Source organism: Pontibacter qinzhouensis, from assembly GCF_008017455.1.
Lineage (GTDB): Bacteria > Bacteroidota > Bacteroidia > Cytophagales > Hymenobacteraceae > Pontibacter > Pontibacter qinzhouensis.
Window position 1 is genome coordinate 1 of record NZ_VRTY01000134.1, and the last position, 13,330, is coordinate 13,330.

Here is a 13,330-nt window from a genome sequence, read left to right on the forward strand (position 1 = left end):
AAGCAGCAAAGGGGGAAAATACACAAATTGTACTTGTCTAATTTTTCAAGTCAAAACTCGCGTTATTAGGTTGCGTTAGCTTCTGAAACAGCACCATCTTCAATCGAACCCTTGGACCCTAAACTGCAAAAAGCCCTCTGGAAGGGCTTTTTCATTAGAATAATTGGTATAGAATATTCAGTAAAGCTGTCAGAACAAATCAGCAACTCAAAAATTATGAATCAGATGGAAGATGCTTCTAGAACTGTCACATAAACATTTTTCTAACATTTCTGATTTTGAATTTGGCGAAGTCCATTAAAACGGATATCCGATACCGATGGTCAGGTTGCTTTGGTTGTTCCTGGAGAAAAAGTCCCAGAATCTGAAGTTGCTGATAATTAAATTGTTGCCATCCAGCGCAGCCGGGTCGTAGACTTTTGTGGCGAAGTCGAACCGCAGAATAAGCACCGAAAGGTCGAAACGTAAGCCAAAGCCGGTACCTACAGCAAACTCTTTGTAAAAGCGATTGAAAGCAAAATCGGCTCCCGGTCTTTCGGGGTTTGCGCGCAGGAACCACACGTTACCGGCATCCACGAACACAGCACCATTCAGAAAGCTGAACATGTTGAAGCGGTATTCCATGCTGCCTTCCAACAGCACCTCACCAGGTTGTTCAGGCGTAAAATCACGTACTACCACAGGAGCACCATTTACGGTGTCTATGGAGGTGGTGGCGTAGGAGCCAGGGCCTAACCTGCGTACCAGCCATGCCCGCACACTCGAACCGCCTCCGGCAAAGAAGTACTTGTCGTAAGGCAACAGGTCTGTTTTGAACAGCGGGTTACCAACGCCCATGTTTACACGGTACACAAAAAAGCGTTTGCCTCCCAACGGAATATATCGCCTGTAATCGGGGTTAACCTTCACAAACTGGAACGTATTGAGGCCCCCTAATTTTGGGTTGAAGCCGAGACTTTGCGACAAACCTCCCACTTCCATCTGCAACCTGAACAGGCGCGCATCGCGTGTTTGGGTAAAGTCGTTGGTATTGTAAGTAGCATTAAAAGATATGGTAGAAATAAAGGCTGGCCTAAAGCTCTCGATAAGCGAGCGGCTGCCCTGGCTGAAGCGCTCCAGGTATTCTCTGAACCGCTGAAAGTTTTTACCAACGGTGTCGACCTGGGCAACCTGCAGGTTTATCGGCGAAAAAATATACTGGAGATAAGGTGCCTGCGCCGGTGTACGGGATTTTTGCCAAATGTAAGAAAGCGCCAGATCATAATTAGTGCGGTGGTATTCGTCACGATCAACGTTGGTGTAGCCGGCATAGATCCGGGTTCTGGGGTTGTTGTCGCTCATAATTCTGCCGCCGCCAAAGGGTAGCAGAAACGTAGGAAACGAAAGAGCCACGTCAGCACCTAACTCCCTGATAATAACAGTCTGACGGCTATCGAGGCTTACCTGCCCTTCGTAACCGCCACGTAAACCAAAGTCGAGGTTCTCTGCTCCTCCAAACACATTGCGCACCCGCAACCGGAGACTGGTGAAAGGCCCAGGTACCCGCTCCGAATAATTCAGGCCGAGTTCAGCGGTTTCCTGGAACTTCTTTGTCGGGACGGCATTGATAAAGGCATTCAGCTTATAGACAGTGGTATCTTCAGTTTTGGTGAAGGTAATGTTGTTAAACTGAAACACATCGAGCTCCGAGAGCCGCCTTTGTGTAACGGTAGTCCGGATCTGGCTGTAAGGCTGGCCTGGCGAAAGGTTCGTTTTCAGGTCGAGAATGCGGGGCGAATACTTATGGTTGTAAGACAGAAATTTAATACCGTTAAACTCAATGGTATCGCGGGTTCGGCCAAAACGATCATTGTCTGTCTTAAAATAGACGTTCTCAAGCGTGTATAAAGGGTGGTTTTTAGCATTTTCAGGGTTATCGACAACTACATCGAGCCTGACAGTGTTGCCACCGTAACTGGTATCTACATCGAACCGGATGTAGGCTTTTGCAAATTCGTAGAAGCCATTATTGCGGAGTGAGTTGTAAATTCGGTCTCTCTCTTCTGTTAGTACCTGGTCGTCGTAGAGGTCGTTCAGGTTAAGCAACGACCTAACGGAGGTCCGCTGCACCACCCGCAGCACGGCGGTATCTGGTATTGCATAATTGATGTGCGAATAACGGTAAGGCGTATTTTCGGCAATGTTGATGGTAATGTATACTTTCTTTCCATGCACTTCTTTTTCGTAACTGGAGAGATGGTTAAAATAGCCCCGGCCATTCATGTAGAAGTCGATCTGGTTCATGGTGGCTTCCATGCGCGTAGAGTCGTAAATAGAAGGCGGTTCGCCAAGCTGCATAAAAAAGTTACCTTCTTCTTTCTTTTTCTGCTGGCGCTCCACCCGGTGCTCAAAGCGCGTCTGTAACCTTCTTATTTTAACTGTATCGGTCCCGGCATCCTGTATTTTGTCATCGCGTTTGGCTTCAATCTTAGCTATCCGGCGATCAATCTTCTGTGGCGAGTAAAACCTTTTGCCGAAATAGTAAAAAGATAAATAGGGCGTTGACCATAACAAGGTTCTGTTTGGCTGTTGCTGGTAAAGCGAGGCGATTTTCAGCGGCTCAATATGTTCTAGTCCTTTGGTTTTGATGCTAACTAAAAGTTCCTCATCTTCAGCCAGGTGGCGTGTAGGAATACACCCCGTAAAACTAAAAATTGTAATTACCAGGGTGAATATGTAAAATCGTGGCTTCAAACTTTATAGCTATGTTATCGAAAGCAGTCGTAAAATATATTAATTCCTTACAAATAAAAAAATACCGCCACCAGCACCAGGCGTTTGTGGTGGAGGGTGCCAAAAGTGTCAAAGAGTTGCTACAAGCTAATTTTGAATTGCAACACCTGTTTATAACAGAGGCATTTTACCACGAAAATACCAAAACTTTAGCAAAGGGCTACCATTACAGCCTGGTAACAGAGCAGGAATTAACCAAAGCCGGTACATATGCCAGTAACAATGCTGCGCTGGCCGTTGCAAAGATGCGATCTGTACCGCCATTACAACCAGAAACATCCGATTTTATTATCGCCCTGGACGATGTACGGGACCCTGGCAACCTGGGCACCATCATCCGGATTGCCGACTGGTATGGCATAAACCACTTGGTTTGCTCCGAAAACTGCGCAGATTTCTACAACTCCAAAGTTATAGCAGCCACTATGGGCTCCTTTACAAGGGTGCAGACGCACTACCTCGATCTGGCAATGTGGCTAAAGGAGCAGGCAGGCGCATCGCATAAAATTTATGGCGCCTCACTCGCTGGCGACAACCTGCACACTTTGCACCTGAAACCAAAAGGAATCGTGGTGCTGGGCAACGAAGCCAATGGCATTAGGCCCGAGGTACAGGCCCACATCAATCACCTGATTAAAATCCCGGCCTTTGGCCAGGCAGAGTCACTCAACGTTGCAACAGCCACAGCTATTATTATAGACAATTTTAAACGAAACTGACTTAAATGCTTCCCGACCCTTGACACCTGCAAGCCTTAAATAGCTTTGGAAGGCCCTTTTCATTTAAATAATTGGGTAGTGGCTTGCTGTATGGTTAAATTGTTTAATGGCTAAATTGCTAATTTTAAGAGGTTAAAGGATAGTACAGGTTGCGTGAAAAGTGCGTGATCAAATGTAAAAACCTCAACTCATAACTTTTAACGCTTAACTCATAACTAGAAAAAGGTTCTGTTGCATTAGAGCAGCAGAACCTTTTTTGTTTGTTTTAACGGGATGACTTATAATAATCTGAAACCAAAGCTGATGACATTTACATCCGGGCCACGGTCATCTTTAAAGAGGCTGTTCATGTTGTATTTCACGAACAGGTCGAGGTTGCCATAACCGATTACCCCTGTTAACCCATACTGAAAATCGGAGAGGTTGTAGTTGCTGCGCACTTTGTCTTTCTCGGTGCTGCCGTCCTGGCTGTATTTTAGTTTGGAGTGGCTGCCAAGGCGGTAACCTGCAAAACCACCGGCACCAATTTTGAAGCCTTCTTTGCCATTGGCCTTCTTGAATTTCAGCATCGGCATTATCGGCAGGTTAACAGAAGAGTGCGTTAATTTCGATTTCTGGTAGTTTATGTCGGTTGCTCTGCGGAAGTAGGTGTTGTCGTTCACGTCTTCTTCTATTACATAATTCCTGTCGAACATGTAGTTGTTAAAGGCAAACTCCAGGCCTGAGATAATGTAGAAAGGACTTGTTCTGCCACCTACCTGCGAGTTCATGCGCCAGTTTATGCTGACATAGCGGGAGCCAAGGGGTTTCAGGTCCGGAACCGGAGAGCCACCATCCTGGTTCGACTGGTTCATGAAGGTGTTCAGCCCCAGATCAAGGTCCAAACCGTATCGGGTTGATTTATAAGGCTTTTCTTTTTTTGTGCCGGTGCTGTCAGATTTAGACGGTGTATTTACATTCACCCGGGTATTTTTTCCATCTTCACGCACTTCCACATCAATTTTAATATTCTTGTTTATCCTGATCTCGTGGCGCTCGGTTTTGGTGGTATCGTTCTGGTCCTGGCCCTGCACTGTTATAGTTACTTGCTCGGCCTCCTCGGTGCCTCCTGCTTTAGAGGGCGTAATGGTTACAGTCATTTGCTGAGAATTTGTGGCTTTGCTGGTTTTTTCGAGGTTATCTACTTCGCTGGCATATTTGCTGATAACTGTAATCAGGGAGTCGAGGCTGTAGTTGCGGAAAGCCTGCAGTTGCTGCATGTTATCGAGGTAAAGCACCATTTTTGCTCCGTTTGGCATTTTTACAACGATGGTGTCCTGGGTTCCGAAGCGCTCCCCAACTGTTTGCCCGCCTTTGGCAGACACACCGGTAGCGGCAGCCATGAAGATGGCCGTGAAGAGTAAGAATAATCGTTTCATGGTTTTAAAGTTAGAGATTAATGACTTTTGAGAATTTCTGTTTTCCGATCTGGGTTTCTAAGGCAATCTGTTCTGTGCGAATTCCGAGCTCTGAAAATTCGACACGCTCACCGGCAGCGAGGTTTTTTACTTGTTTAAAGATGCTTTTGGCGATCTGCTGTTTCTTTTCGAGGCCAGATAGTTCTTCTGCTTCTTCCTGCGGCTGCATAGCCACTTGCTGCGCTGCAACAGAGCGTTTTATAATTATTTCTACGCGCTCTGGTCGTTCAGCTGCTGTTGCAGCAAGTGCAGCCGTTGGTTCCGGCAGTTTGCTGAGAGCTGGCTTTTCAGGCTCGGTGGCAGCAGCCAGCGTGCTTTCCGGAGCAACAGGGGCCAGAGGCTCTATCTGTTTAACCGGAGCCTTTTTGCCGCTACCGCCAGCAACTGGTGTGGCCTTGGCAATAGCCTGGGCCGGAGCGGCTACTGGCGCAGGAGCAGAGGCTTCGGTGGAGCTTTTAGCAGGTTGCTGAACTTCTGCCAGTGCCGGTGCCGTTTCGGCAGGCTCCGGGGTTACTGCCTCAGCAGGACTGGCAGGAGCAGGGGTTTCTGTTTGCGCCAGCGTTGGTGCCTGTTGCTGCTGGTTGTTCCGCAGGCTGAAGAACACAAGGCCTGCAGCGAGCAAAAGTGCCACGGCAGCGGCAATGCCATAACTCCTGTACCATACCATAAACCCGCCTTTCTGCTCTTGCTTCTGTGCCTGCGGCATTTCGGTTTCGATGCGCTCCTGCAGCCTGTTCCAAAGGTCGGCAGGAGGAGTGGGAGTGGAGTTGCCCAGGCGCTCTTTAAAAAGTTTATCTATTTCTTCTGGTTTCATCTTTTTTTCCTTTTAACTGGCGATAGCTTCATTTCCGCTTAACCGGCGTTGCAGCATGGCCCGTGCCTTGCTTAACTGAGATTTTGAAGTTCCTTCTGTAATCCCTAGCATATCTGCTATTTCTTTGTGCCCGTAGCCCTCAATGGCATACAGGTTAAATACGGCTCTGTAACCGGCCGGCAGTGTCTGGAGCAGTTCCAGTAATTCATCTTCTGCCAGTTCCTGGTCTGCACCGGTTGTTCCGGCTACCTGAATGTGGCTATCTTCTATAGCCAGGTGCAGCGGCTCCTTTTTACGCAGGAAACCAAGTGCCTCGTTTACCATTATACGTCTTACCCAACCTTCAAAACTGCCTTTTGCTTCGTACTGCCCAATGTGCTGGTAAATTTTCATAAATCCGTTCAAGAGGGCTTCTTCAGCATCCATCTGGTTTTTCAGGTAGCGCAGACAAACTCCGTACATAGGGCCTGCAAAGCGTTCGTAAAGGCTTTTTTGCGCTTTACTTTCTGCCCGCTGGCATCCTGTTATCAGTTCTTCTTCTGTCACGCTGGGTAATTGTTTTACAAATAGTTCTTGCTTTTAATGTTCAACCGGGCAATTTGCTGCTCTTTGTCTCTAAGATGTAAAAACCTTAGCCGGAGGTTGCCTGAAGTATCTTAAATATCTGAAATATTTTTTAAATCAAATGGTTTTTTTTAGCATAAACATTTGAAAAACAGCAAGTTAAAATAGTTTATTTTTAGGCGTTTTTATATAATATTGTATAATACCCTTGACCTAAATCCGATAAAAATGCTTTGGAAGGCCTTTTTCATTAGCATAATTTAGTTGTAGCCGTAGTGTTTTTACCCATTACCCTTCCCAAGACTGCTTCTCCAATTACTGGTGCCACTACGGAAGTATTACATATACAGCATCTTTTCTACAGGAGGTTTTAGCCTAGTAGTTACCCAGATGGATGCTGACGCCAAACTAATAGTGTAGTTGGCGAAGCACTTACCTGTTAACCATCTAAATTATAGTTTAGCGACCTACCGGAACATAAGAATTCGTATCTTTACCGCATGAATTTCACTGCTTTGTTTTTTAGCCTGTATCTTTGCTGGATGGCTTGTTTGCCATGCACCGATAAAGTGCTCGACAAAAGTGAACATTTACCGAACCTGGCAGATGTAGCCGATTCTACAGGTCATTCGCCTTTTCACGAAGATAGTTGCCCCATATTCTGCAGCTGCGGCTGTTGCGCCACTTACACTGTAACCGTTGAGCCGGAGCAGTATCTTTTCTGGGTGTATGTAGTGCCGCAAAGCAAAGCCATTACTTACCCCTTGGAGCGCAAATTGCGCTGTTACTATTCCTATTGGCGACCGCCAAAATCTTTGGTTTAATTTAAATTTGTTTACCAGCCTTTCATGCAATCTCTCCTGAAGAAGGTCCGTTTTGTCGGTCTCTTCAGGCTGAGCGGCTACTGCTGCGGGTAAACTTCCTTCTGTTTACAGACTGGCTTAAGGAAGGCTTGTGTATCAAATTACGCACGGCTTACTCATTGCCCTCTCTGTGCAGCAGTCCTATTCTTCATTAAACCAAATCTTACTATGTTTCAGAAGATCATCCAGTTTTCTATTCAGAACAAACTGGTTATCGGCATTATGGTGTTTTGCCTGGTGGTGTGGGGCGTGTTCGCGCTCACACAACTCCCGGTAGATGCCGTGCCGGATATAACAAATAACCAGGTGCAGGTAGTTACCAGCTCACCCACCCTGGCTGCTCAGGAGGTGGAGCGGTTTATTACCACCCCCATCGAAATTGCCCTTGCCAATGTGCCCGATGTTGTCGAGATGCGCTCTGTGTCGCGTTTCGGACTTTCGGTTATAACCGTTGTTTTCGATGATAAAGTAGATCAGTACCTGGCCCGCCAGATGATTTCGGAGCGGCTCGGCGAAGCAGAACGACAAATTCCGGCGCAGGTAGGCACTCCCGAACTGGCACCCGTTACCACAGGTCTGGGCGAAATTTACCAGTATGTGCTGGTAAACAAACCAGGCAGCAGCAAGATCTACAGCGCCATGGAACTCCGAACCGTGCAAGACTGGATTGTGCGCCGGCAACTGCTCGGAACTTCCGGTGTAGCCGATGTGAGCAGCTTTGGCGGCTTTGTAAAGGAGTATGAAGTGGCCCTGGACCCGCACCGGCTCCGAAGCATGAACCTCTCGGTGGCAGAAGTGGTAACAGCCCTTGATGCGAACAACGAAAACACCGGCGCCGCTTACATCGAGAAAAACCAAAGCGCCTTTTTTATTCGTGGCCTGGGGCTGGTTAGTTCTTTAAAGGAGATTGAGCAGGTTGTTATAGCAAACCGCCAGGGAGTGCCGGTGCTGGTGCGCGATGTGGCAGAGGTGCAGTATGGCCACCCGGTGCGGTATGGTGCGCTTACCCGCGATACCGAAGGCGAGGTGGTAGGCGGCATTGTACTGATGCTGAAGGGAGCGAACTCCTCAGAAGTCATCAAAAATGTACAGCAGAAAGTCGCTACGATCCAAAGCTCACTTCCCGAAGGTCTGGCCATTGAGGCTTACCTGGATAGAAGCAACCTGGTAGAGAAGGCCATCAACACCGTAGCCAAAAACCTGGTAGAAGGGGGGCTGATCGTTATTTTCGTGCTGGTGCTGCTGCTGGGCAATTTACGGGCTGGTTTGGTGGTGGCTTCGGTTATTCCACTGTCCATGCTGTTTGCTTTGGGCATGATGAATCTTTTTGGTGTGTCGGGTAACTTAATGAGCCTCGGAGCCATAGACTTTGGTTTAATTGTAGATGGTGCGGTAATTATTGTAGAAGGTGTGCTGCACTTTATAGTAGTTAAAAACCAGCACCAGCCGCTTCGCAAACTCTCGCAGCCAGAAATGGACAAAGAAGTACAGTCTGCGGCCTCTAACATCATGAACTCAGCCGCTTTTGGCATGCTCATTATCCTGATTGTTTACCTGCCTATTATGGCGCTGGTGGGCATAGAAGGAAAAATGTTCAAACCAATGGCGCAGACTGTCAGCTTTGCCATTCTGGGCGCTTTTATTTTATCGCTCACGTATGTCCCGATGGTTTCTACGCTGCTGCTGAGCAAAAAAACGAAGCATAAGCCCAATGTCTCCGACCGTATTATGGGTTACCTGCAGCGGCTCTACGCGCCTGTTATTCGGCTGGCACTGCGGCGAAAGGGTTTGGTTGTTGCCTCAGCTGTTGCCTTGTTTGTTTTCAGCCTTTTTGTGTTTAACAGAATGGGTGGGGAGTTTTTGCCAGACTTAGAAGAAGGCGATTTTGCCATGGATCTACGTTTGGTACCGGGAGCATCCCTTTCCCAGACCATCAGCACCACCACCAAAGTAAGCGAAATTCTGCTGCGCGATTTTCCGGAGGTGAAAGGCGTGATCGGAAAGATAGGTACAGCCGAAATTCCCACAGACCCCATGCCGATAGAAGCGGCCGACATCATGATTCTTCTGAAAGAAAAAGACGAATGGACCAGCGCCACCACCCGCCAGGAATTAGCCGGTAAAATGGATGAAGCCCTGCAGGTACTGCCCGGCATGAACTATGGCTTTCAGCAGCCCATGCAACTGCGTTTCAACGAACTCATGACTGGCTCCAAACAGGATGTGGCTATTAAAATTTTCGGCGACGACCTGGATAAATTGTCTGAATTGGGTGCACAGGTCGATAAACTGATTGTAGGCATAAGCGGTGTGCAGGATGTGTATGTGGAGGAGGTAACCGGCCTGCCGCAGATTGTGGTGGAGTACAACAGGGCCAGCATGTCGCAGTACGGGCTGCAGGTAGCCGACGTTAACATGGTTTTGCGGGCCGCCTTTGCCGGGCAGGTGGCAGGAGCGGTGTACGAAGGAGATCAGCGGTTTGAACTGGTAGTACGCATGCAAGGAGAAGCACGGCAGGACCTGGCAGACATTGGCACTTTGTATATTCCGCTGGCTTCGGGTGGGCAGGTGCAGGTAAAGCAGGTAGCCGACATCCGGTTCGAAGACGGCCCGATGCAGATTTCCAGGGAAGAAGGCCGCCGGAGAATTGTAGTCGGATTTAATGTGCGCAACCGCGATGTAGAGTCTATTGTGGCAGAAATCCAGTATAAACTGTCGGAGCAGCTGCACCTGCCGGCCGGTTATTTCGTGACCTACGGGGGCCAGTTCGAAAACCTGGTGAATGCGAAAAAGCGACTTTCTATAGCCGTGCCTGCTGCCTTATTGCTCATACTGGTGCTTCTCTACTTTACCTTTAAGTCTGTAAAGCAAAGTCTTCTCATTTTCACGGCTATACCTTTGTCGGCGATAGGTGGCATCTTTGCGCTTTGGCTAAGGGGCATGCCTTTCAGTATATCGGCAGGGGTCGGGTTTATTGCTTTGTTTGGCGTGGCGGTGCTGAACGGCATCGTTTTAATTGGGTACTTTAACCAACTGAAAGCGGAAGGAGTAACTGACGTAACAGCGCGTATTCTAACAGGCACAAGTGTTCGGCTCAGGCCCGTGCTCATGACGGCTTCTGTGGCAGCACTTGGTTTCCTGCCCATGGCCTTGTCTGGCTCAGCAGGTGCTGAGGTGCAACGCCCGTTGGCTACGGTTGTAATTGGCGGTCTGTTTACCTCTACACTCCTGACCCTGGTGGTGTTGCCTGTGCTGTATTACTTCTTTAGTGTAAAAGAAAAACCTAAAATGGCTGTCCGTAGCGAGTTTGTTCTGCCTGTGCCGCTTCTGATTGGCTTACTTATAGGAGCAGGATTTTTGGCTGCTTCCCCGGCTAAAGCGCAGGAGCAACTGTCGCAACAGCTCAACTTACAAGAAGCCATTGCCTATGCCAAACAACATAACCTCGAGCTGAAAAGCGCTGGGCAGATGGTAGAGAGGGAAATGGCCCTACGTGGTGCTGCCTTCGATCTGCCAAAGACACAGGTAGGGTATAGCAGCGGGCAGATCAGCACCATGAACCGAGATACTTACCTGTCAGCGTCGCAGCAGTTTGCTTTCCCGACAGTGTATGCCAACCAGGCCAAATTAGCCGATGCTACCATAGGTCAGGCGGCGGCCCGCAGGCACCTGGCGGAGCGGGAACTGGTGCGGGATGTGAAGCAGGCTTATTACCTGCTGCAATACCGGCTGGCACGCCAGAAACTGGTGCAGCAGCAGGACTCTTTGTATGGCCGGTTCGCACGCGCTGCTGCTATCAGGTTTAAAACAGGAGAAACAGGTTACCTGGAGCAGGCGGCGGCAGAGACCCGTAGCCTGGCCTTACGCACCGAACTGCAGCAGGCACAAACCGATATCCAGGTGGCTACACGGCAGCTTACGGTGCTGCTGCAGGCACCAACACCGGTTCAGGTGATGCAAGAGGAACTGACCAGACGCATAGTGCCGGCTTTATCTGACACAGCCTCTGTAGCAGAAAACCCGTACGTGGCCTATTTGCAGCGCAGCGTTCAGGTGGCGGTGCGCCAGGCAAGACTAGAGCAATCGCGTCTGCTGCCAGACTTTAGCGTAGGTTACTTCAACCAAAGCTTTGTAGGCGAAACGCCGGTAGAAGGCATCGGGAGCCGCTACACCGCCGGCGACAGATTTACGGGAGTGGAGGCCGGTATTGCCATACCTCTTTGGTTCGGAGCTCAGAAAGCCAAAATAAAAGCAGCCAGGCTGAACCAGGAGGCTGTGCAAAACAGTGTTGGGTACCAGGAGCAGCTCCTGCTAGCCGATTGGCAAAACCAGGCAGATGCCTTACAGCAACATGCCAACACGCTCGCCTATTTTGAGCAGGGGGCACTGCAGCATGCCAGCCAGATGATCAGAGCCGCTGAGTTAACGTTCAGAGCCGGCGAAATTGACTATGTGGAATATGTGCAGGCGCTGGACCAGGCTTACCTGCTCCAACACAATTACCTCAACGCCCTCCGCGACTACAACCAGACTATCATTCAACTAGAATTTACCACAGGCCTCGAATAACAATGAAAAGAGTTAATTATACAGTGCTGGCAAGCTTTTTATGCCTCAGCATCGCCTGCACAAGCCAAACTGCAGAAACAGCTAAAGAAGCGCCTGCCACCGGTACTGCCCTTGCGGCTACTGCCGCAGATGTGGTGCAGCTAAGCCCGGAGCAGCAGCAAATAAGCGGCATTACAGTAGGTGAGCTTGAAAAAAGAAGCCTTTCGGCCCGCATACAGGCAAATGGGCAGGTGGAGTTGCCGCCGCAGAACAAAGCCAGCATTAACCCCTTGATGGGTGGCGTGGTTCGCTCCATCCTTGTGAAAGACGGGCAGTATGTGGCTAAAGGGAAAGTGCTGGCAACACTCGAGAACCCTGACCTGATTCGGTTGCAGGAAGATTATCTCACCACCCTTAGCCAACTGAGCCTTGCCGAACTGGACCAGGAGCGCCAGCAGATATTAAACCAGGAGCAGATTGGCGCACGCAAAAGGTTTGAGCAGGCAGAAACGGATGTAAAGGTACAGCGTGCCCGCCTAAATTCGTTGCGAACTCACCTGCAGTCGCTTGGGCTTTCACCTAAGCGCGTAGAGGCAGGCCAGGTTACTGCTACCATGGCTATAGTGGCTCCCATTAGTGGTTATGTGCAGCAAATCGGCATTAACCTGGGCTCCTATGCGCAACCCGGCCAGGAAATGTTTACGCTGGTAGATAACAGCCATCTGCACCTGCAGCTCCTGGTGTTCGAAAAAGACTTTGGGCAGGTGGCAGAAGGACAGCAGGTATTGTTCAATGTTCCGAACGCAGGGGCAGGAGCCATGGAGGCCACCATATTTTCGCTAGGAAAAGCATTTGAAGGCGATTCGCGGATGGTGAATGTACACGCCGAGATCCTGCAAAATGAGCAGACCAAAATATTGCCTGGCATGTATGTAAACGCACAGATACTGGCGGGCAAACACGAGCTAATGGCAGTACCTGAGGAGGCTGTGGTGCGGTACAAAAACAAAAACTATATTTTCGTGCAGGATGCACCCACTTCTTTTAGAATGGTGGCCGTAGAAACAGGCGTGACGGAAGCAGGATATTCAGAAATAAAATCTGTAGCAGAGGCCGGTGCCGACAAAAAAGTGGTTTTAGAAGGAGCTTTTTACCTCCTGGCTGAAAAAATGAAATCGGAGGTTGCAGAATAGTGGTGCAACGGCAAACAGAATGGCTATAAAACAAGAAGAGACTCCCCGGTTAAATGGGGAGCCTCTCTTGCGTTTGAAATATAAATTTCCAACTTTTAGCCGTATAATCATTAGCAATACTTGTGCCACTAATTTTTTTTTAAGCAAGTATTTTCTTCTATTTTGAAAATATTTTAGCTTTTTTATTACTTGATGAAGCTTCCTTCGCGTTACCTGCTGCTAAGTCTTCCTTTTTATAATTTAGTTTTACCTCAGAAGAAACTAGCAGCCGCCTTTAGCCATTCATTTTCCTAACGGCAACTTAAAATTCTAAAGTTGGTTTTGTTTAACCTAAGTGCATTCAAGTAAGTTTTGTCGTATAAATAGCTGTTAAAGAAGTCATTCTATGAAGGCTATCGTA

General features: G+C 48.6%; 8 protein-coding genes. 4 read left to right on the plus strand and 4 right to left on the minus strand.

The genetic code is table 11. The features are described 5' to 3' along the window. Positions 1-297 precede the first annotated feature (297 nt). Entirely contained in the window at positions 298-2,733 is a 2,436-nt protein-coding gene (gene tamL, locus FVR03_RS22070) for a translocation and assembly module lipoprotein TamL (protein WP_147923950.1), read from the minus strand. Between the two features lie 11 nt (positions 2,734-2,744). Between tamL and FVR03_RS22075 the strand changes: the two genes are divergently transcribed. Continuing rightward, the gene (locus tag FVR03_RS22075) at positions 2,745-3,491 is read left to right on the plus strand and encodes a TrmH family RNA methyltransferase (RefSeq protein WP_147923951.1); all 747 of its coding nucleotides are present in this window, start codon (positions 2,745-2,747) and stop codon (positions 3,489-3,491) included. Positions 3,492-3,769: 278 nt separating this feature from the next. Here FVR03_RS22075 and FVR03_RS22080 read toward each other — a convergent pair whose 3' ends face one another. Genes FVR03_RS22080 through FVR03_RS22090 form a run of 3 tightly spaced genes read right to left on the minus strand, consistent with a single transcriptional unit; the run spans position 3,770 to position 6,308 of the window. Beyond that, positions 3,770-4,909, minus strand: coding sequence for an outer membrane beta-barrel protein (locus tag FVR03_RS22080; RefSeq protein WP_147923952.1), 1,140 nt, complete (start codon positions 4,907-4,909; stop codon positions 3,770-3,772). Positions 4,910-4,919: 10 nt separating this feature from the next. Continuing rightward, positions 4,920-5,762, minus strand: coding sequence for a hypothetical protein (locus FVR03_RS22085; protein WP_147923953.1), 843 nt, complete (start codon positions 5,760-5,762; stop codon positions 4,920-4,922). A 12-nt stretch (positions 5,763-5,774) separates the two neighbouring features. After that, complete coding sequence (locus FVR03_RS22090; protein ID WP_147923954.1) at positions 5,775-6,308, minus strand: RNA polymerase sigma factor; 534 nt, start codon at positions 6,306-6,308, stop codon at positions 5,775-5,777. 560 nt (positions 6,309-6,868) lie between these two features. Between FVR03_RS22090 and FVR03_RS22095 the strand changes: the two genes are divergently transcribed. The 3 genes from FVR03_RS22095 to FVR03_RS22105 all read left to right on the plus strand — a co-directional run bounded on the left by FVR03_RS22095 (position 6,869) and on the right by FVR03_RS22105 (position 12,930). After that, on the plus strand, positions 6,869-7,150 hold the full coding sequence (locus FVR03_RS22095; protein ID WP_147923955.1) for a hypothetical protein: 282 nt from the start codon (positions 6,869-6,871) through the stop codon (positions 7,148-7,150). A gap of 207 nt (positions 7,151-7,357) precedes the next feature. Continuing rightward, entirely contained in the window at positions 7,358-11,758 is a 4,401-nt protein-coding gene (locus FVR03_RS22100; RefSeq protein ID WP_147923956.1) for a CusA/CzcA family heavy metal efflux RND transporter, read from the plus strand. A 2-nt stretch (positions 11,759-11,760) separates the two neighbouring features. Then, the gene (locus tag FVR03_RS22105) at positions 11,761-12,930 is read left to right on the plus strand and encodes an efflux RND transporter periplasmic adaptor subunit (protein ID WP_147923957.1); all 1,170 of its coding nucleotides are present in this window, start codon (positions 11,761-11,763) and stop codon (positions 12,928-12,930) included. Positions 12,931-13,330: the final 400 nt, after the last annotated feature.

Excerpts from the sequence above, each read along its gene's own strand:
- FVR03_RS22075 (WP_147923951.1), top strand. The coding sequence starts at position 2,745 with ATGTTATCGAAAGCAGTCGTAAAATATATTAATTCCTTACAAATAAAA.
- FVR03_RS22080 (WP_147923952.1), bottom strand. The coding sequence starts at position 4,909 with ATGAAACGATTATTCTTACTCTTCACGGCCATCTTCATGGCTGCCGCT.
- FVR03_RS22085 (WP_147923953.1), bottom strand. The coding sequence starts at position 5,762 with ATGAAACCAGAAGAAATAGATAAACTTTTTAAAGAGCGCCTGGGCAAC.
- FVR03_RS22095 (WP_147923955.1), top strand. The coding sequence starts at position 6,869 with ATGGCTTGTTTGCCATGCACCGATAAAGTGCTCGACAAAAGTGAACAT.
- FVR03_RS22100 (WP_147923956.1), top strand. The coding sequence starts at position 7,358 with ATGTTTCAGAAGATCATCCAGTTTTCTATTCAGAACAAACTGGTTATC.
- FVR03_RS22105 (WP_147923957.1), top strand. The coding sequence starts at position 11,761 with ATGAAAAGAGTTAATTATACAGTGCTGGCAAGCTTTTTATGCCTCAGC.